Origin of the sequence: uncultured Eubacterium sp., assembly GCF_937958975.1 — a bacterium.
Classification (GTDB): Bacteria; Bacillota; Clostridia; order Lachnospirales; family Lachnospiraceae; genus Eubacterium_G.
This window is the reverse complement of the sequence record NZ_CALGRE010000011.1, coordinates 30,482-52,784: the sequence shown is the minus strand read 5'-3', so window position 1 is coordinate 52,784 and position 22,303 is coordinate 30,482. Positions and strand designations below refer to the sequence as shown.

General features: G+C 36.3%; 14 protein-coding genes and 1 other annotated feature. Of the genes, 5 read left to right on the top strand and 9 right to left on the bottom strand.

All coding sequences use genetic code 11. The features are described 5' to 3' along the window. Positions 1-3 precede the first annotated feature (3 nt). The 4 genes from Q5O86_RS01410 to feoB form a co-directional block, all read right to left on the bottom strand. Positions 4-984, bottom strand: a complete 981-nt coding sequence (locus tag Q5O86_RS01410; protein WP_302625368.1) for a helix-turn-helix domain-containing protein — start codon at positions 982-984, stop codon at positions 4-6. Positions 985-1,211: 227 nt separating this feature from the next. After that, positions 1,212-2,969 carry an aspartate--tRNA ligase gene (gene aspS / locus Q5O86_RS01405; protein WP_368074718.1) on the bottom strand — a complete coding sequence of 586 codons (1,758 nt, stop codon included), beginning with the start codon at positions 2,967-2,969 and terminating at the stop codon, positions 1,212-1,214. Between the two features lie 214 nt (positions 2,970-3,183). Further along, positions 3,184-3,448: a binding site (T-box leader), on the bottom strand. A gap of 93 nt (positions 3,449-3,541) precedes the next feature. After that, positions 3,542-4,918, bottom strand: a complete 1,377-nt coding sequence (locus Q5O86_RS01400; protein WP_302625367.1) for an aminopeptidase — start codon at positions 4,916-4,918, stop codon at positions 3,542-3,544. 35 nt (positions 4,919-4,953) lie between these two features. Next, positions 4,954-7,299: a ferrous iron transport protein B gene (feoB, locus tag Q5O86_RS01395; protein ID WP_302625366.1), complete on the bottom strand. Its 2,346-nt coding sequence runs from the start codon at positions 7,297-7,299 to the stop codon at positions 4,954-4,956. Positions 7,300-7,482: 183 nt separating this feature from the next. Between feoB and Q5O86_RS01390 the strand changes: the two genes are divergently transcribed. After that, positions 7,483-8,373 carry a DMT family transporter gene (locus Q5O86_RS01390; RefSeq protein ID WP_302625365.1) on the top strand — a complete coding sequence of 297 codons (891 nt, stop codon included), beginning with the start codon at positions 7,483-7,485 and terminating at the stop codon, positions 8,371-8,373. Between the two features lie 52 nt (positions 8,374-8,425). Here Q5O86_RS01390 and Q5O86_RS01385 read toward each other — a convergent pair whose 3' ends face one another. Beyond that, positions 8,426-13,549: a discoidin domain-containing protein gene (locus Q5O86_RS01385; RefSeq protein WP_302625364.1), complete on the bottom strand. Its 5,124-nt coding sequence runs from the start codon at positions 13,547-13,549 to the stop codon at positions 8,426-8,428. A gap of 427 nt (positions 13,550-13,976) precedes the next feature. Beyond that, the gene (locus Q5O86_RS01380) at positions 13,977-14,570 is read right to left on the bottom strand and encodes a DUF975 family protein (protein ID WP_302625363.1); all 594 of its coding nucleotides are present in this window, start codon (positions 14,568-14,570) and stop codon (positions 13,977-13,979) included. Positions 14,571-14,755: 185 nt separating this feature from the next. On the opposite strand from Q5O86_RS01380, the gene Q5O86_RS01375 reads away from it, so the two are divergent. Genes Q5O86_RS01375 through Q5O86_RS01365 form a run of 3 tightly spaced genes read left to right on the top strand, consistent with a single transcriptional unit; the run spans position 14,756 to position 16,868 of the window. After that, entirely contained in the window at positions 14,756-15,790 is a 1,035-nt protein-coding gene (locus Q5O86_RS01375) for a YeiH family protein (RefSeq protein WP_302625362.1), read from the top strand. Between the two features lie 17 nt (positions 15,791-15,807). Continuing rightward, the gene (locus Q5O86_RS01370) at positions 15,808-16,521 is read left to right on the top strand and encodes an AzlC family ABC transporter permease (protein ID WP_302625361.1); all 714 of its coding nucleotides are present in this window, start codon (positions 15,808-15,810) and stop codon (positions 16,519-16,521) included. Between the two features lie 41 nt (positions 16,522-16,562). Continuing rightward, positions 16,563-16,868: an AzlD domain-containing protein gene (locus tag Q5O86_RS01365; protein WP_302625360.1), complete on the top strand. Its 306-nt coding sequence runs from the start codon at positions 16,563-16,565 to the stop codon at positions 16,866-16,868. A 65-nt stretch (positions 16,869-16,933) separates the two neighbouring features. On the opposite strand, the gene Q5O86_RS01360 is transcribed toward Q5O86_RS01365, so the two are convergent. The 3 genes from Q5O86_RS01360 to Q5O86_RS01350 all read right to left on the bottom strand — a co-directional run bounded on the left by Q5O86_RS01360 (position 16,934) and on the right by Q5O86_RS01350 (position 20,949). Beyond that, on the bottom strand, positions 16,934-18,076 hold the full coding sequence (locus Q5O86_RS01360; RefSeq protein WP_302625359.1) for a hypothetical protein: 1,143 nt from the start codon (positions 18,074-18,076) through the stop codon (positions 16,934-16,936). A gap of 122 nt (positions 18,077-18,198) precedes the next feature. After that, positions 18,199-19,305, bottom strand: coding sequence for an AI-2E family transporter (locus Q5O86_RS01355; RefSeq protein WP_302625358.1), 1,107 nt, complete (start codon positions 19,303-19,305; stop codon positions 18,199-18,201). 114 nt (positions 19,306-19,419) lie between these two features. Beyond that, positions 19,420-20,949 (bottom strand): DUF3878 family protein, encoded by a 1,530-nt coding sequence (locus Q5O86_RS01350; RefSeq protein ID WP_302625357.1) that lies wholly within the window; start codon positions 20,947-20,949, stop codon positions 19,420-19,422. A 220-nt stretch (positions 20,950-21,169) separates the two neighbouring features. On the opposite strand from Q5O86_RS01350, the gene Q5O86_RS01345 reads away from it, so the two are divergent. Continuing rightward, the gene (locus tag Q5O86_RS01345) at positions 21,170-22,276 is read left to right on the top strand and encodes a DUF6273 domain-containing protein (protein WP_302625356.1); all 1,107 of its coding nucleotides are present in this window, start codon (positions 21,170-21,172) and stop codon (positions 22,274-22,276) included. Positions 22,277-22,303 lie beyond the last annotated feature (27 nt).

Genomic DNA, 22,303 nt, shown 5'->3' with positions numbered 1-22,303 from the left:
AGTTTATTTCTTCTTTCTTACAGCATCCAGTATCATAATAATAGCAGCAAACAATACTCCTGTTACCGGCCATATAATCCATGATTTTCCCCAATTATTCGAAATAAAGCTATATCCCAAATAAACAGCTGTCACAAATAGCCAATACACAGCTGAGAATGTATCATTATTCTTTCTGTTTGATTTTTTCTCAATGGTAAACTCACCCTGTTCCAAAATCTTATCATAGCTATCTTTCATGATACCTGCCTTTACAAACCTGTACACTCCCAGTGCTACCAAAATCAAAAGCACCCCTACCATTCCGATAACAATTGCATGATTTTCACTGATACATGCCAACACTAAAGGCATCACTGATACTATACATAATACTACACCTACAGCTATATTTCTAGCAAAAATCGGTTCGAACTGCTCTGATTTTTCCCTATATTCTTTCTCAGTATCTTTGTCTATAGTTATCGGTTCTTTTTCTATAAACTCAAATTTACTTATTTTCATTCCATTCGAAATAAATAACCAGACTGCTACTGCAATTACCAGCAACAAAACGCATACTCCAATAAGTCCTGCCATATTTTCCTGCATATAATGTTTCTCAGTATTTTGTAATGCCATAAGCCACATCAACGGTACAGGAGAACAAATACATAAAAATACCCCCAATGCTATTTTACTACAGACACTTTTAATTGTACCCATATATTGCTCAACTTCTGATTTAGAAACAAATCTTGCCCGTGGTAATTCTTCTCTTTCTAAAGGCTGTTCATCACTGCTATCTGTTTCTTCTTTTAATAAATAATCCGTTGTTGTTTCAAATATCTGACTGAGCAAAATAATTTTGTCAATATCCGGTGTGGATAAACCACTCTCCCATTTTGATACCGACTGTCTTGACACATCCATCTGTGCGGCCAGCTCTTCCTGAGACCATCCTTTTTGCTTTCTAAGTAAAATAATTTTTTCTGCCAGTTTCATAACTACCTCCAATTTTATTTTCATTCTATCATCTATTTTATGACATTAAAACCATAGCATATATATAAAAATACAACCACCAATCAGACTTTTCAATTTGTCAACTGGTGGTTGCATCTCCTGTTAATCCCTGTTTTTCAGACATATTGCAACAATGGCGGCTATAATTAATATAATACCAATCAGCGCAATACCTGCTAATAATACTATATTCATTCCTTATTCTCCTACGCACGAACTTTGATATGAACTTCTCTCAGCTGCTGCTCTGTAACATCTCCCGGAGCACCACACATCAAATCCTGTGCATTACCATTCATTGGGAATGGAATCACTTCTCTAATATTTTCTTCTTCACGCAGTAACATTATCATCCGGTCTACTCCAGGCGCCATACCTGCGTGTGGTGGTGCACCAAACTGGAATGCATTATACAGTGCCCCAAACTTTTCTTTCAAGTCATCTTCTGTATACCCTGCAATCTCAAATGCTTTAACCATAACCTTCATATCATGATTTCTCACAGCACCACTGGATAATTCCACACCATTACATACAATATCATACTGATATGCAAGAATATCTTCCGGATTCTTCGTTTCTAATGCCTCAAGTCCACCCTGTGGCATGGAAAACGGATTGTGCGTAAATATCATCTTCTTTGTCTCAGTGTCATACTCATACATTGGGAAATCATTAATATAACAGAACTTATATGACTTCTTGTCAATCAAATCAAGTCTCTCACCGAGAGCTGTTCTAATCTGTCCTGCATAAAGTGATGCATTCTTTTCATTATCTGCGATAAAGAAAATTGTATCTAAAGCCTGCAAATCTGCCATATCCCTAATTTCATCTTTCATATTATCAGGGATAAATTTATCAATTGGCCCTTTATAAGCTCCATCCTCTAATACTTCTAAATAACCAAGTCCGCCCATTCCAATACTTTGTGCAAATTTTAGTAATTTTTCATGGAAACCTTTTGACAGCTTCTGTCCGACCTTGATTGCACGAACTGTCTTACCATGAAACGGTTTAAATGTACATCTCTGGAAAAAGTCTGTAACATCTATAATCTCTAGTGGATTTCGTAAATCAGGTTTATCTGTTCCATACTTCAACATTGCTTCTTTAAAACTAATGATAGGGAACGGTGCCTGTGTCACCTCGTATCCTTCCGGTGCAAACTTATTAAAAGTATCTGCCAGAACTTCTTCGCCAACTCTAAACACATCTTCCTGTGTCGCAAAACTCATTTCGAAATCTAACTGATAAAACTCTCCAGGAGAGCGGTCTGCTCTTGCATCCTCATCTCTGAAACAAGGGGCAATCTGGAAATATTTATCGAAACCTGACACCATAAGGAGCTGTTTGTACTGCTGCGGTGCCTGTGGAAGTGCATAGAACTTTCCTTTAAATTTTCTTGATGGAACAATATAATCCCTGGCTCCTTCCGGCGAAGATGCACAAAGAATTGGTGTCTGAATTTCTAAAAATCCCATATCCACCATCTTCTGTCTCAAATGCGAAATAACTTTTGAACGGAAAATCATATTGTCCTTTACTTTTGTATTCCTCAAATCAAGATAGCGATATTTTAATCTCACATCTTCACGCGTTTCCTTTGACGTCATAATCTCAAACGGAAGCTGTCTATATACCTTTCCCAAAACTTCTACTTTTTTTGCCTCTAATTCGATGGTTCCGGTAGGAATTTTAGGATTATAAGTCTCCTCATCTCTATGTTCAATAGGACCCTCTACCGAAATACAGTCTTCTTTACTGAGTCCCTCAAGTAATGATGTATCACGCATTACAACCTGCATAACGCCATACATGTCTCTTAAATCAATAAATGATACTCCACCATGGTCACGAATGTTTTCAATCCATCCTGCAATTCTTATTGTCTCTCCAACATTACTCTCTGACAACGCCTCCATTGTCACATCACGGTAAATATTATTTGTGTTAATATCCATTAGAATTCTCCTTTCTATTCCACTTCGATTTCGCATTTTCATGCTCCATCTCAGTCGCGGGCTTCGCCCTATATTCATAAATATTTTTATTTCACTTCGCCATGTGTTCATAAATCTAAAAACTTAGATTTGAGCAAGCTCAATCTGCGTTTTAGATTTATGAATGCATGGCTCGTGCCATTACGAAAAAAACTGTTCATCCTGAAAACATCTGTTTCAGGACGAACAGTGTAAAATCACTTATCCGCGGTACCACCTGATTTACTGCCTTTGCAGCCACTCATCGGTCTAAAAACCTTCCGATTTTCGCTCGGTTACGGCTCCCCTACTAACTCTCCAAATACATTTTATATATTTATCAAGATTTCAGTTCGCAGCTCAAAAGTGTTATTCGCCTTAATTCATTCTACAGGACTTCCACCAACACCTGCTCTCTGTAAGCGATAATTAAAGCTACTTCTCTTCGTCATTGCCATTAAAATTGATTATATAATATGAACGTTTTTGTGTCAAATATTAAATACCTATATATTACCTGATTTACTATGATTTTTCTCATACCAAACCAATTTTTAACTTTTTAAAAAAGCCTTATAGCATTTATATGCCTCATACACATCTGCTTTGCTTGTGACTTCCCACGGTGCATGCATATTTAAAACTGCGACACCACAGTCAATAACTTCCATACCATAAAGTGACATGATATACGCAATCGTTCCGCCACCGCCTGCATCTACCTTTCCCAATTCTGCCATTTGGAAATGAACTTCATTATCATCCATAATTTTTCTAATCTTTGCAATATATTCTGCGTTGGCATCATTGGAACCGGATTTGCCCCTGGCACCTGTAAACTTATTAAACACAACTCCCTTCCCTATATATGATGTACTTTGTTTTGAAAATACATCTGCATATAATGGATCAAACGCGGCATTTACATCTGAAGAAAGCATCTTGCTGTTACTCAGACACCTCTTTAATCGAAGCTCACTGTAATTTCCGTTTAAATTAATTAATTCCGCAACCATATTCTCGAAAAAACGCGACTGCATACCTGTAGCTCCGACACTTCCTATTTCTTCTTTATCCACTAAAAGACAACAGGATGTTGTATCCGTGTTCGGGCAGTCCAGCATTGCCTCCAAAGAAGTATATGCGCATACTCTATCATCCTGTCCATATGCCATAACCATACTTCCATCAAATCCCATCTCTCTCGCTTTTCCCGCAGGAACAACCTCTAACTCCGCCGAGAAAAAGTCTTCTTCATCCATTCCATATTTATCCTTTAATATTTTTAGCACACCCATTTTTACATTATCTTTTTCTTCCTCTTTGATTGGTATGCTGCCTACTAAAACATCTAATTTTTCACCTTCAATTGCCACTGCTGCCTTCTTTTCCATCTGTTTAGATGCAAGATGAATCAAGAGGTCTGTCACACAGAAGACCGGGTCTGTATCTTTTTCACCAATATTTACATTTACGGTAGTGCCATCTTTTTTTACTATCACACCGTGAATTGCCAGAGGAATCGTAACCCACTGATATTTTTTAATTCCTCCATAATAATGTGTATCAAAATATGCCATATCTTCTATTTCATAAAGCGGATTTTGCTTGACATCCATTCTCGGCGAATCGATATGTGCTCCCAAAATATTCATTCCCTGCTCTAACGGTTCTCTTCCTATTTGAAAAAGCGCCAGCGCTTTATTCATATAAACTCCGTAAATCTTATCACCGGTCTTGAGCGGCTTGCCTTCTCTTATCACATCCTCAAGCGCTCTATAACCTTTCTGTTTTGCCATTGATACTGCTTCTGTCACACATTCTCTCTCTGTTTTACACTGCGACAAAAAGTCTATATATCTCTTATTCAGCTTTTCTAATCTGTCAACATCCTCTGCGTGATAACTTCCCCAAACACTTTCTCTCTTCATCAATAATCTCCTTTTTAACTTTTATTATCAATTATTTATCCAACTATTATTTTTACACCAAACGCTACGAACCATGCAATGGTACATTGCAATAATACAACAACAACTGCCCACTTTCCTCCGAGTTCTCTCTTAACCGACGATACCGCCGCCACACATGGTGTGTACAAAAGCGTAAATACTAAAAATACAATCGCACTTTTTGCTGTAAACATAGTCCCTAACGCCTTTCCGCTCAACAAAACAGTTAATGTACTAACAACGCTTTCCTTTGCTGTAAACCCTGTTATGAGTGCAGTAGACGCACGCCAATCACCAAATCCAAGCGGTGCAAAAAGTGGTGCGATGGCACCTCCAATCATTGCCAGAATACTGTCTCCGGCATCCTTTACAATATTAAAATGAATATCGAAGGTCTGTAAAAACCATATGACCAGTGATGCGAGAAATATAATCGTAAAAGCTTTTGTAATAAAGTCCTTTGCCTTATCCCACAACAGTCTACATACACTTTTTGCCCCCGGCATCCTATAATTTGGAAGTTCCATTACAAACGGTACCGGTTCTCCTTTAAACTTGGTTTTATCTAATATGAGAGCATAAAAAACTGCCACTATAATACCTGTAAAATACAATCCTGTCATGACGAATGCCGATTTTCCCGGAAAAAAAGCTGCCGAAAAAAAAGCATAGATTGGTATTTTCGCTGAACAGCTCATAAACGGGGTAAGCATTATCGTCATTTTTCTGTCACGCTCTGAAGGTAAAGTCCTTGTTGCCATAATTGCCGGCACCGAACATCCAAAACCTATAATCATCGGGACAAAGCTTCGCCCCGATAGCCCCAACTTTCTAAATAATTTATCCATCACAAAAGCAATCCTTGCCATATAACCGCTGTCTTCCAGCAGAGATAAAAAGAAAAACAATACCACAATTATTGGCAAAAAACTCAAGACACTTCCTACGCCAACAAAAATACCATCTATGATAAGAGACATTAACACTTCATTCACTTCCGCTGCTTTCATTGCACTTTCACATAAATTGCTCAGGGTATTGATACCGGCATCCATCAGCTCTTGCAGCCATAATCCGATAACTCCAAATGTAAGATAAAAAATCATCGCCATAATAACAATAAACGAAGGAATCGCTGTATATTTCCCTGTAAGAACTTTATCTATCTTTCTGCTTCTGGCACGCTCTTTGCTCTCCCTTGGCTTGATAACAGTATCCTTACATACTTTGTCAATAAATGTAAAACGCATCTTTGCCAGAGCAGCATGGCGGTCCATTCCACTTTCTTTTTCCATCTGCACGATAATATGCTCTATCATTTCCTTTTCATTCTCATCTAAATGCAGCCTCTCAAAAACTTCTTCATCTCCTTCAATTAGTTTACTGGCTGCAAATCTCACAGGAACTTCATTTTTGTGGGCATGGTCATCTATCAAATGCATAATAGAGTGTATTCCTCTATGCACTGCTCCACCATCCTCACCTTCCGGCTCACAGAAGTCCATCCTGCCCGGACGCTCTCTATGTATTGCCACATGCATTGCATGTTCAATCAATTCATCCACTCCCTCATTTTTTGCAGCAGAGATAGGTATAACCGGTATGCCCAAAGTAGCCTCTAACATATTAACATCAATCGAACCACCATTGGCAATAACCTCATCCATCATATTAAGCGCCAGAACCATTGGGATATTTAATTCTATGAGCTGCATTGTCAGGTATAAATTTCTTTCAATATTCGTGGCGTCTACTATATTAATGATTCCTCTTGGTCTGTCATTTAAGAAATAATGTCGAGACACAATTTCCTCACTCGTATAAGGTGACAGAGAATATATTCCCGGCAAATCTACGACCATGGTGTTTTCCTGCCCTCTTATCTGACCATCTTTTCTATCCACAGTAACTCCCGGAAAATTTCCTACATGTTGATTTGAACCGGTAAGCTGATTAAATAATGTAGTCTTTCCACAATTTTGATTTCCTGCCAAGCCAAACGTTATCAGGCGTCCTTTCTCTATTTTTTCTCCACGCTGCTTTACATGATAAATTCCCGACTCTCCAATATGTGGATGTCTGGTTGTATTCGTCTGTTTATCTTTTCTCTTCTCAGTCTCTAACTGCTTTGACTGCTCAAAAAGTTCAATCTCAATACACTCTGCGTCATCTTTCCTTAATGTTAATTCATATCCCCATATTTTATATTCAATCGGGTCTCCCATAGGCGCTGTCTTAACATATTCAATAGCTGTTCCCTGTATTAACCCCATGTCAAGAAAATGTCTTCTCAGCTGTCCCTCTCCGCCTACATTTATAATCTTTCCTATCTGCCCCTGTTTTAATTCTGAAAGTTGCATTTTATTTTATGCCTCCAATATTCTATATTCAATAGTTTTCTCTATATCTATATTACTTTTTTCTACATATTTTTATATATTATTCTTTTCTTTCCATTTTTATATTGTATAATTACAATGATGTCATGTTTTAACCCCGGTATCATTATAATGCGAAATAGCTCGAAAGGAAAGATGATTCATATGATATTTCGATTAAAAAGCAAAGGATTATTTTTAATTATATTATCAGGAATATTTTGGGGAAGTATGGGAATTTTTGTCAGACACCTTTCTTCATACGGTTTTACCCCTGTTCAGATAGCATGTATGCGATTGGTCTTAGCCGCCATTATTTTCTCGGTTATCCTATTATGCAAGGAACCGGGAGGATTTAAAATTCATCCGAAAGATATTATTTTATTTCTTGCCCTCGGTCTCTGTAGCATTTTATTCTTTACAATCTGCTATTATACTGCTATTAAAATGATGACCATCTCTATGGCTGCTATTTTACTTTACACATCTCCTATTTGGGTAATGTTAATGTCAGTCGTCTTTTTTAAAGAAACAATTACTAAAACTAAGCTCTTGGCGCTCTCGTTATCTTTTGCGGGATGTATACTTGTATCTGGTATCGGAAACGGAAATATTAACTTTATCGGCATACTCATTGGTCTTGGCGCCGGAGTCGGATATGGACTCTACAGTATTCTTGGCACCATTGCACTAAAAAAATATACTCCGTATTCCGTCACAACTTTTACATTTATTGTAGCAGCACTCGGCTCTATTGTCCTCTGCTCTCCTTTAGATATGATAAATAAAATAGAACGTGCCCAAAGTTTTGTTTCGTTATTCATTTTTGTTATTATAACAAGCCTCGTCACTGCGGTAATTCCATTTATGTGTTATACAATCGGTCTTCGCAGTGTGGAGCCAAGCAAAGCCGCTATTGCCGCTACAATAGAACCGATGGTCGCAACACTCATCGGTGCAGTTATATTTCATGAAAAGATAACACTTCCTTCTGCAATCGGAATACTTTTGATACTCATAGCTATTGTCATTCTCAACCAAAAATCACAAAAATAGAACAGGTCTGTTCATGTTACCACGACACTGACCTGTTCCAATTTTTATAATATTATTTTGTATAAACTTCCATCTCCCACAAGGAATATCCATACGGCAATGCTCTCTTTACACCCTGCATTTTTACATATCTGGCACTCACTGCATCAAATACTACAGTGTCAATTCCACCATTTTGTCCTGTAAGGCTTTTAACTGTTTTCCATGTCTTACCGTCTGTTGATGTCTGTATCTTATAACTTTCTCCATAAGCACCTTCCCAGTTGAGAACTACCTTGTTAATTGTATATGATTTTCCAAGGTCAACACAAATCCATGCATCATCTGCGAAGTTTGATGACCAGCGGGTTCCATTATTTCCGTCAATTGCATACTTGGCTAATGTTCCATCTGCTTCCACGCCGGAAGCATCTGCTGTTGCTCCTTTTGCCACATTTTCTCCGCCTACATCCGGCTCTTCACTTTCACTGGCAGAACCCTTCCCGTATACTTCCATCTCCCAGATTGAATATCCATATGGCAGAGCTCTTGTTACACCCTGCATTTTCACATATCTGGCATCTGTTGCTGTAAATGTGATTGTCTCTACGCCGCCTTTTCCATCTGTTACATTCTTTACTGTTGTCCAGTTCTTACCGTCTGTTGATGTCTGTATCTTATACGCTTTTCCGTAAGCACCTTCCCAGTTCAGTACAACCTTGCTTATTGTATAAGTTTTACCTAAATCAACTGTCATCCATGCATCATCTACAAAATCTGATGACCAGCGGGTTCCATTATTACCATCGATTACATTTTCTACTTTCATTGCACCATTTTCTTCTCCTGATGCTGTAACCCTCTTATTCTTTGCAAGGTTTTCTCCTGTAACAACATCTCCCGGTTCCTCTGTACTTCCACCATTAATCTTATATGCAGCAGTTGATACACCGGAGGTTATCATTCCCTTTCTGTATGCAATGGCTTTCATTGTTGTATCTTTGTTAATCTTTACTGTTGGAACATAAAGCTTCGAATTTTCATTCGGTGTGGAACCATCTGTTGTATATCTGATTTCTACACCCTTTGTCGGGCTGTTAATCGTAAGATGCTGTGTTCCGTTATATGTACCTGATGCCAGGCTAAACTGCGGGTTCTGTACAGTAGCTGCCTCATATACTCCCATTTCCCATAGGGAATATCCATAAGCTAAAGCTCTCTTCACACCCTGCATTCTTACATATCTGCATGTTGTTGCATCAAAAACAATTTCTTCTCTGCCTCCCTTGCAGTTTGAAGTTTCATATACTGTGTTCCAGTTATTTCCATCTGAGGAAGTTTGTAACTTATAAGCTTTTGCATAAGATGCTTCCCAGTTAAGCGCTACTTTATTAATTGTATATGACTTTCCTAAATCAATCTGAGCCCATTCATTATCTGTAAAACCGGAAGACCATCTCGTACTTGTATCATTATCTGCAATCTTACCACCATCTACCGACGGATTTTCTGATGATGATACAGTTACAGTTTTGCCAAGAGCAATATTCGTATCAAGAGATACAGGTGTACCATTTACTGTAATGGTGCTGGTTGCCATTGCTGATGTAATACATTCATCTTTTACTGCAATCGCTTTTACTGTAGCAGTGCTTGATACTGCAAATGTTCCATCATATACCGGTGATGCTTTTGTAGGCATTGCTCCATCCACTGTGTAGTGAATTGTTGCACCTTCTGTTTTTGTCTTAATTGTTACATACTGTGTATCATCATATTTACCGGATGGTACGGAAATTTCCGGTGTTTCTGCCTGTATAATATTGAAGTTTCTGTCTTTGTATACTTCAAAACTTACTAATGCCTTTGCACCGATGGTTGCTGTACCAATTTTTCCTGACTTGTTATTAAATGATACTACTTTTGTCTCGTTTGTCGGATTCCAGACAGTTGCTGTGTATTTATTTGTAGTCTTATTATAGTAAACTGCTGCTGAGCAGTCACCTGTAGCAATAATATCTGTTGTCTTAACTCCTAATTCTTTCATTGCATGAATGAACCAGTAAGTATTCGCTGTATCTGTTCTCTGAACCTTTGTATCATTTTCCAAGAATTTATTTAACGCGAGGTCAGGATTTGTCTGTGAAAGGAATGGCCATGTAATATGCTGCCATCCTGTATCTGCCTGCGGATATTCCTTCAACAGTTTATCTATCTCCTCCTGACTCTTTCCTTCTTTGTTTGCAGCTTTTACCGCTTTATCCATAGCAATATCTGTATCTTTTAAAAGTCCCTGATAAATTTCAGCACATCTTGTCTGATTCATGCCATAATATGTCAAATATTCTGAAATCGGCAGCCACTGGATACCATATACATATAATGGCTGTCCTCCAAAGAATGTTCCATAAAAGTTAATACCGCCATATACCTGACCTACGACATCATATGGCCATGCTTCAACCCAATTATCTTTATCATAATCGAACCAATACTGTTCTACTGCTTCCATTTCATTTGTGAAACCGAACACACCTGCATCTCTATATGTATGATTATTTGTAAGCACACCCCAGAGATACATACTTACCCAGCTAAATAAGGATTCACTGGCTGACTCCTGATTATTTCCCGAATCATTGTCTGCATATCCACCTGCCCATGAATGACCCTCATACAAATCATACGCTCTGAATCTGCAATATTCACTGTCATTATCTGATGGGTTCGCATAATCGCGAATCATCATCTCAATCATACCCTTATAGTCATTGTAAAATTCTTCATCATATGTAGCTAGCACTGTCGCTGCAAACATAAAATAACCATATGTAAAATGATGGTCACAAATAGCTGCATTTGCCCCAAATTCACTCTGCTCATAATACAATGTTCCCCAATTCTGGTTATAAATGAAGTAACTAATATCATCCTTTCCATCGTATGTAAACCAGTTTACTAATATCTTCTTCATTCTCTTTAAGAAAGTATCTCGTAATTCTGTCTCACCAATCTGGTCTGCCATAAGAACTCCCATTCCAAGTGGATGCAGATTTTTACCTTCCCAATAAGCATCTCCTGCCGGATTTAAATTCTTCGTAGCATCTTCTAATTGATTTAAATATCCTAAAAGTGCTTCACCATCAAAGTCTGAACCTGTTGGAAGTGCAAAAGTAGGAAGAAGTCCCGCAAATTCTGAAACCGTCTTGAAAGAATTTCCTTCAATCGCTTTCATATCTCCTCTGACAGATGTATATGTTGCAAAAGAAGTATTATCATCTGTAGAATTCTTCCACTGGTGTGGTAACATGCATTGGAATGTCTGATTTGAAAACCCGGCTCTTTTTACCGTTGTTGTTACGCTGTAGTTTGATGTAATCTTTGCATTACTATCGTTATAATCGTAAGTTACATTTGTATCTGTTACAAATGCATATCCGTGACGATAGAATGTCTCTATCTGTGATTTATTCAGCATTGTACCAATTGACATATATCCATTCTTACCCGGAAATGTTACTCTGATATAACTTCCAATTTTTTTAAATGTTGTATTTTCCGGCACAGACAGTGCATAATAGCTCTTTGAAGTTTTTGTCTTTGCCTTATTATCATTATCTGTAATTTCAAGACCGATATGGTCTGTTTTTAATGTTGCTAAATTGTTTGTTAATATTTCATTGCCATTGCCATCAAAGATGGATGTAATACCCGATGACGAAATATAGATAGTCTCTGTATCACCATATTCCGTAAAGATATATGGGGAACCTTTTACAAAGGTGCTCTTCATTGCCAGATGACTGTCATCATATAATCCCGCTGTCACAGAATAATCACTGTAATCCATCACCTTATCGCAGGCACTGGCATTGTCTAAATTCTCTGGAAGAATATAGAAGTCTGTCTCTGTTTCTGTATTTACTGATACATTTACATCTGTCTCTCCCATATCCGGAAGCCAGCCTTCTGTTGCCGTCAATATTCCAAGCCCTTTTGCAGAATACTTTGTCTTAAACGGCATTGTACATAATGTATTGCCAAACCTGTTAATTAAAATTGACTGCCACCAGTCATTACTGTCAATCGGACTTTTGATGGATTCATCTTTATACACTGGAAGTTTTGTTTTCTCATTGTACATTGAATTTGCAAGGTAAGTTCCTTTTCCATTTGACGCCACATAGGACTCTGGCAGACTTGGTATACGATATGTCGGTCTCGTATCTCCCGGTTTATATTCATATACTTTAAATTCCTTTATACTAAATCCACTTCCACTTTCAACTCTTGTATATCCATTCATTCTGACATATCTTGCTGTTGCAAACATTGGTACATCAGCCACTTCATATCCATATCCTTTTAACTGTCTGTACACTGTTGTCCAGTCATTTCCATTGGTAGATACCTGAATGTCATACATTTTACCTGCATCGGAATTCCAGTCAATTACTACACGCCCGATGTCATAATTTCTTCCCAAATCTACCATAAACCACTGTTTATCGCTCTCGCCGGAACACCAATATGTATTATCACTGCCATCTACCGCATTTTTTGCAAGTACAGATGTCTGATTAATAACACCATTGTCATCATACATCCACCACACATCTCTCAGTGATGATGCTTGAACGCTTTTATTCTCTGCAATGTTTACTCCATAATCTACTGGTCTTTTTGTCACTCCGTCTATTCCGTACACTTCAAATTCGTAAAGTGAATACCCATAGGCTGTCAATGCTTTCTTTGTCATATTTAGTCTTACATATCTGGCATTGCCCTGTATTTTAAGTTCTTCATTTCCTCCATTACAATTATTGTTTGTATAAACTGTATTCCAATTTTCTTCATCATTAGATATCTGAATCTTATACTCTTTGGCATAAGCGCCTTCCCAGTATAATTTAACACCTGTAAAGTTTGTTATCTTCCCTAAATCAACATAAATCCATTCTTCACTATTCTCCCATGCGCTCTCCCATCTGGTAGACTTTGACCCATCGATTGCATATGCCGGGTCACTATTTCCCACGGAGGAACTTGCATATACCATTCTTCCCTGTGAAATCACATAAGGAGAATTATCTGCCGCTTTTATGTTTTGCGCCGGCATTGCAATAAACACCATAACTGCTGCCAGCCCTATTGCTGTAGCTTTTTTTGCTCTGGTAAATAGACTGCCTCTTCTCATTTCTCTGCCTCCTATTGATTCAACCTTTCTCTATTAGGTGTGTGTTGGTTTCGAAACCTTCACACAATTTCTGTGGTTACAATATAGCGCTATTTCCGTTCTTTGCCGGTCCAAATCCAGCCCCGACATCAAAAACATATTCTAAGAATAGGCAATAAAAATATTTTTTGCAATAATCTCACAAAATTGAAATTGTTTTATTAATATTTTTGTTCATTATGTACAATAATTAGTATTTTATCAAATAATGTAGGTGTCTTCCCTCATCAAAATGTTAATTTCTGTAGTAACTTTCAATGGTTATTTGAAATTCTGAAAAGTATTTTTTATAAAAATATTTTTATTTTACATAAAAAGACACCCAAACTGCAAAAGACCTTTTTGCAATTTGGATGTCTAAAAACATTTTCGTTTACCTGTACTCTTTTTACGCCTCTTTCATTGTCTCATAAAAATTAGCTCTTGTCGTCTGCATATATGGTTCTACCCAAAGAATACCTATACCACATAAACACATACCTACAAGTGTCCAACCAATAAAGCTTAAATCTAAAACAAACAAATCCCACTTATGTCCATTCGTGATTCTCATGCTTTCTTTGATACATGCATTCCAATCATAATCCGGATGATCAGCTTTTACATAATACGCCATAGAATAAGAATATGACTTTATAATACCAGGTATAACAAATAGTAATGACCAAAGAAATGTAAAAATTCCTGTCATAAGACCAATTAAAAAACAACCTGAAAAATCATCCTTAAATCCTTCAAAAACATCTGAAATGTCAATTGGCGCACCGGTTCTGACAAGTTTTAGAAATACATAACAGGTACCATACTGGATTGGTCCTGAAATAATCAGCGCTGCAATTACTCCCAAACATGGTATCATTGCACAAGCTGAACTCAAAGCTGTAATGATAAGAACCACTACCACACCCATAAGCCAGTTGTTACTAAAAATCCCACCGCCTAACTGTTGTTTAGACAGTGCTTTTATCTGTTGACGATTCATAATCTGCCTCCTAATGATATTTTTTTTCTATTTTAACATATTCGTCAAAATGTAACAATATTTATAATATTTATCATACATTTACCAAAAAACTTTTGCCAGTTAATTTTATTGAAATACTCTTCATTATGATTTAATATATACTAAGTTGTATTACAAAGATAAATACTGGAGGAACAAATATTATGAACTTCATAAAAGAAAAAGGGAGAGGGATGATTCTTTGTCTTTGCATTGCCATCCCCTCATGGTTTCTGGGAATGCAATTTCCAATTATAGGAGGCGCTGTTATTGCCATTATTGCAGGTATGATGATTACCTTATTGCTTCCTGACAAAACCGGTTTTGATGCGGGTATTAAATTTACATCCAAAAAGATTTTGCAGTGGGCTGTTGTTTTACTGGGATTTGGAATGAATCTAAACGTCATTTTACAGACGGGAAAACAATCCCTGCCTATTATAATAAGTACAATTGCAACTTCACTAATAATTGCATATATACTTCAAAAAATAATGCATATTCCGAAAAAAATCACTACATTAGTGGGCGTTGGTTCTTCCATATGCGGGGGTTCCGCGATTGCCGCTACCGCACCGGTTATTGATGCTGACGATGAAGAAGTCGCACAGGCTATTTCTGTTATATTTTTCTTTAATGTTTTAGCCGCTCTTATCTTTCCGACTTTTGGTTCTATTCTTGGTTTCTCCCATACCGGAGAAGCTTTTGGAATTTTTGCAGGAACTGCTGTGAATGATACCTCGTCCGTTACGGCGACAGCATCTACATGGGACAGCATGTTTAATCTAGGCTCTGCCACACTGGATACTGCCGTCACCGTAAAACTTACAAGAACCCTTGCCATTATTCCTATTACACTCGTGCTGGCTTTTATGCGAACGAGAAAAGAAAAACAGATATCTGAAACAGGAAAATCTGTAAATTTGAAACAGATTTTTCCAATGTTTATTTTATATTTTATATTTGCTTCCGTTATTACTACAATTGCATTATCATTCGGTGTGAAAGCCTCTCTCTTTTCACCAATTAAAGAACTGAGCAAATTTTTTATTGTTCTGGCAATGGCTGCCATAGGTCTTAACACGAATATTGTAAAACTTATCAAGACCGGTGGAAAACCTATTATTCTTGGTTTCTGCTGTTGGGTAGCAATTACATGTGTAAGTCTGCTCATGCAACATTGTATGGGATTATGGTAAATAAAGGGGACTTTATAATGATTGATAATAGACAGATTTTTAAAAAAGGAATGCGGGATGGAATCCCCATAGCACTGGGATATTTAGCAGTTTCCTTTTCTCTGGGTATCACTGCAAGAAATATTGGTCTTACACCATTTCAGGGCTTTCTTGTGAGTTTTCTTAATAACGCTTCAGCAGGTGAATACGCCGGATTTACTGTAATTGCGGCTGATGCCGCTTACATAGAAATTATCTTGGTCACGCTGATTGCAAATGCCAGGTATCTTTTAATGAGTTGTGCTCTAAGTCAGAGATTTTCCCCTGACACCCCGCTCATTCACAGGTTATGCATCGGCTATGATGTTACGGATGAGCTTTTCGGAATTACAATAGCGCAAAATGGTTATCTGAATCCATGTTACACATATGGTGCCATGGCTTTGGCAATTCCCGGATGGTCTATCGGTACGGCTATCGGTGTTATGGCCGGAAATATCTTACCGGACAAAATCGTAGGTGCACTCAGTGTTGCGTTATTTGGAATGTTTATTGCAATAATTGTTCCACCGGCAAAAAAGAATAAAGTTATCGCCGGATTAGTTATAATAAGCTTTATTGCGAGTTTTTTCTTTGCAAAACTGCCCATTATTTCCACATTATCAGGCGGTACCAGAACAATTATTCTAACAGTGGCTATTTCAGCAATTGCCGCTATATTTTTCCCTGTGAAACAAGAGAAGAATACTTGACAGCAAACAAAAAATATTAGTTTTAAATTAAAGGAAAAACCATGACACATAATCCATATATTTATATTCTGTTAATGGCATTCGTTACTCTGGCTATCAGAATCCTCCCATTAACATTGATACAAAAACAAATAAAAAATCAATTTTTACAATCATTCTTATACTATGTCCCATATGTTACTTTGGCCGTAATGACCTTTCCAGCGATTCTGGATGCAACCGATTCACCATTGACAGGTGGAGCTGCTTTAATCATCGGCATGGCTGCCGCCTGGTTCGGCGCAAGTCTTTTTCAGGTATCTGCCGCCTGTTGTTTTATTGTATTTATACTATCTTTTATAATATAAAACAGGCGGTATGAATACCGCCTGTAAGTTTATTTTAATTACCCTTATTGACTTTTAAGTTTTCTTTATTTCTTTATTTTTACTTTTTTAAGTGCTGACCAAACACTATATGTTTTCTTTCCATTTACTGTTTTATAATATCTTGCTCTAACATATAATGTCTTTTTCGCTTTAATTTTCTTTTTATTCTTGATAGTAACAGTTGCTTTTTTTGCCTTTACTGTCTTCTTTCCGGAATATGTTTTTTCACTCTTATTATATGATGTAAAATACTGAACTTCATATCCCTTAGCACCTTTAACTTTTTTAAGAGAAACTTTCATTGTTCCCTTTTTAGCATTTGGTTTTACCTTAGATACTTTGTTTGCTTTTAAAGCAGCACTTCCTGCAACAACTTTGAAATCTTTGACATCAACGACACCCTTCATATCATTTTCATTTGGAAATTCTTTTAAGAATGCACCCATTGCCAGCATAACACCCATAGTATTCTGCTTATAAGCAAGATTGTCACCAGGTACTGTGACTGAAGCTATTACATCAACATAATCATCATTTCTGCTGTCTAACTTAATAAAGTTTGAATAATCTTTTGTCTTTGAAAGAACGCTTGCTCCTTTGTATGTAGCCTTGATAGAATTAAATTTGATAGCCGGGTCACCGTCTTTTTCATGGTTTCTATAAGCTTTCAAATGAATATGTTTTACATAATTCATCTTTCCTGTTCCCACATTGTAACCTGTTCCATCTTTACGGGTCTTTGTCTCTTTAATCTCATTCTGTAGTGTGCTCTTAATCTTGAATGAAATAGTATATGTACGACCCTTTTCAATCTTTAAAATCTTATTTAAAGTAACTCCCCAAGGATTGCTCTGTGCAACTGTTCCATCAGGTTTCCAGTTAGCACTGTAACCTGTGCTTGTCACATTCATCGTAACATTTGTTGAAGTCTGCGAAGAAATCTTTGCATTCTCTCCATAACTCTTAAATGCATCTTTCTGGTTATTATAAACCTGTCCAGCTTTCTTTAATGCATCTTCCCATTCTCCTTTATCCTCTCTGGTATGAATGGAAAAGCCCTGCCACTTAACTCCATTAGAAATATCTGTGCCTGTTTTCACTGCTGCTGGTACAGCAGCTGTCATTCCAACTACCAATGTCAATGACAAGATAGCTGCTGACATTTTTTTGAATAAACTCTTTCTCATTTTATTCTCCTCCTTTAATTTTCCATAGTTATAGAATAACATTTTTATCACCCATTTTCAATAACAACATGTACGATAAAAGTTACTGCCATCATCTTCCAGCAACCAAAATCCTGATTCCATTACATCTCTCTTCTTCGTATACTTTCTCCGGCTATTTTATAAAATCCGGCAAAAATCGGAACACCTACCAGCATGCCGACAATGCCAAACAGGCTGCCGCCCAGTGTTACTGCCGCTAATACCCAAATTCCCGGTAAACCGATAGAAGTACCCATTATTTTCGGATAAATTACATTTGCTTCAATTAATTGTACAACTAAAATTATAATTAAAAATGCTAATGCTTTCATCGGTGATTCAGTCAAAACCATCAATGCTCCCACAGCTGTACCGACATAAGCACCAACTACCGGAATCAACGCAGAAAACCCTATTAACGTACCTATCATAACCGCATACGGAAATCTACATATCAGCATTACCCCAATACACATGCTCCCCAGTACAACTGCATCTATCAATTTTCCAATAATATAACCATGAAAACACTCATCAAACACTTCAAAATAGTGCATTATTTTGTGATACATCTTTTCCTTAAATAATGCTTTCAAAACTCTCTTGGACTGATGGATAAGCATCTCTTTTCCAGTCAGAAAGTACAATGCAAAGATAATTCCCAATACTACGGTTATCACAATAGAAATCACAGATGAAGCCAATTCTGCCATGGTATTTACAGCACCACCAACACCTGTAAATAAAAGACTTCCAATATTTTCAATAAAACTATCCCACTTCATTTTTTTTAATTTGTCCAGAGTCTCCGGGGATACCATCTTTCTCACATATTCATTTTTAGATATATCCTTTACCAAATCAGGCAGGCTGTTTACAAACGTTTCTATACAATTAACCAATTCCGGAATAATCATATAAATCAATGCTACAACGACACCGATAACCAATAATACGGAGGTCAGCATGCAAACTGGTCTTCTGCTTTTTATTACAAAATCTTTTTTGCTATTGGGAAAATATTTTTTTTCCAACGCGCACATAAATATATTTACCAGATATGCCAAAGCACATCCAATCAATATAGGAGTAATACCACTTAAGAACACTCCAATGGTATGCCCTACTATCTTCCAATAATTTATACATAGAAATAAGATAAAAATACTTACCCCGATTTTAAAACACTGCCGCCATTCTATTTTCATGTCTGCTCCTTTTGTCACTTTTTTCTGCTAATTTTATTCTCCTTTTTATGTATCAGTATAATGATATAATATATGTTAAATTAACACAAGCAACAATCTCTCTGTCTATATCTATTATAAATATTTTTTCATCCCTATTGTTATCAGGCAGGCAAACACAATAATGTAAAATCCTATACTGCTCCCCAAAAGCATCCAGCCCAGCTCGCTTATCGTAATTCCCATACTACTAATATTGTCAAAAAACATTGATAATATTTCAGGAATTACGTCAATCACAAGGAAAAATACTCCTGTAAAACATTCTCCTAAAAGAAGTCCTAAAGCAATACTCATCCCCATTGTCCTACTTATTAACTTTACATTAACTCCTTCTGCATTATTATAAATTAATCTTTTTTCAGCTTGCTCTAATTTCTTTTTTTCTATAATTTTGAAGATTAAGTTACAATATTTTTTTATCTCTTTTTCTACATGATTACGCTCCAGAGAATCAAGATACATATCCATCCCCCACTCTTTAACGTCTTTCGTATCTGAAAACCAGGTGCTAAAATAATCCTTATATTTATTTGTCTCATTTTTCTTTATTCTTTTCGTAATAATCTTTATTTTAATACACATACTACCTTTGATATAACCTTCAAAACATTTAATATGTGTTATATTTCTTTGCTCCCGATTTTCTTTATAATAATCAGGATAACTTCCATTCATACCATATTTTTTTAATCTGTCATCTATAAAATCTCTTACATGTGCAACCTCTTTTTTACCACAATATTTCTCAATGCGGCTTTCATATGTTGCAGCCGCCATCTTCATGTCATTAAAAATTAGTCTCCACAAATGCTGCGACTTTTCTTTTAAAAGCATACTTGAAATTTTGTCTGAAATATCAAATGCATCTTCTTTATATAATTTTAACAATAATTCTTCCACTTTTTGATTCCTTGACTCTCTGGCATATTTCAATAAAATATCAATCTGTTCTTTTTTTACGTCCCCTGCCATATCCGTTTCCGGCATACATAATAAAAGAGGGAGAAATGTAGCAAGGGGAAATAATTTTTTCTCTATTTCGTTCAAATATTCATCTCCGAGTTTTTCTACTTTATCCTTCATATCTGTTAGCTTTGCAATCAACATACTCCAGGGTCTCGTCTCGTCTGACTCATACAGCTCCATATAATTAAATAATTCAACATTTATCTGAACATCCTCACAATAAATCTCCACCTCGAAAATTGTATCTTCGCTCTTTTTTCGCCCAATAATTCCAAAACAATATTTACCACTTACTTTAACCCATTCTGTAAGATATATCCCATCCATATTTTTATTTTCGATAACATGATTTTCGTCAATCAACTTATCTGATTTTAAAATCATATTCACTTTACAATAATTTGTATTTAATATAGTTATCACAACATTCTTTTCCTGATTGTAATATATTTCATCGATTGACTTTCCATCTTTAAAACAGCAAATCAAATAATCAAACAAAATATTATTGACTTTGTCTGCCAATAATTCTGCCAACACTCTTTCCAATTCAATTTGCATCTCCCTGTCTCTTCTATCACATTCCCCCCTAAACTCCGGTATATCTGATACCTGTTTTCTATCAATATATTTCATACATCCACCCCCAATATACATTACAAAAATTGTAGCATACCGAAATAAAATATGAAATATTCGTACAAAATAATAGTATACATTTTTCCCTGTGGTTTGATGTAATGTAGGACAATTTGTCCAAACTAAAAAATTTATTGTCGATTTTCTGAATCTATGACATATATTGAAAAGTTTTTCCAACTGTGTATAATGATAATGTACAATTTAGGAGGTGCTTATGGCAAATAATACAAAAGTCAAAAACACAAAACAGACAGATGAAGAAAAATATCAATATGCGGAAACACTGCGCAAAGCCGTTAAATGTCTGACACACGATATCGATAAAGCGCAAACATATGAAGATATATCAAAAATATATGAGTCTTTGGGCGATTATGAAAATTCCCAGAGTCTTTATGAACAATGTACTGAATATGCAAACAAACATAGAGAAATAGCAAGAAAAACAGAAAAAAAAGAGACACCTTCCACAACAGTTACGCAGGAAAATGTAACCATGAAACCTCTTAGAAAAATCATCTTAATTTTGCTTGCAATTACTATTATCGCCTGCATCAGTGGAACAATTTATTTAAAGACCAAACCCGGAAGATATACGAGAGCCTCGTTTTTTCAAAAAGTAGAAAACTACGAAAAATCATATAAAATGTTTCACAATTTAGGGAATTACAAGGACAGCAGTATACGCTCTCGTGAGTGTAAATATCAATACGGTTTACAATGTAAAACTAAGAATGATTACATCAATGCAAAAAATACTTTTAGAGATTTAGGCGATTACAAAGAGAGCGAATCTCATCTCACGGAAGCAGAAATCGAAAATATTCGAAATGCTAAAATAGGTGATTCTGTGCTATACGGTTCTTATAAATGGCTTATTTTAGAAAAAAATGAGTCCAAAGTATTTTTAATTAAATCTGAACCCATTAATGGATATGCATACCACAATATAGATAAAGACATCACTTGGGAAAACTGTACCCTTAGAAAGTATTTAAACGATACCTTCTTAAGTAAAACATTTTGTGATGAAATGATAGAACGAATCGTTGATTCCCATGTTTCTATTCCTGACAATACAACATACAAAACTATTGGCGGTAAAGATACAACAGATAAATTATTTCTTTTAAATGGCCAAGAGGCTGACAAATATAAGAATATATTGAATAACTTTTTACGAGACTGGTGGCTTATTACTCCTGGAAAAACTCAGAATACTGCCCAGTTCGTTTCCTACGGAAAGGTCATGAATTATGGCTATCAAGTCACAAATACAAATATAAATATTCGACCGGCAATGTGGCTTTCCATAAAATAAACCTAACAGTAAAATGCGCAAGTGATA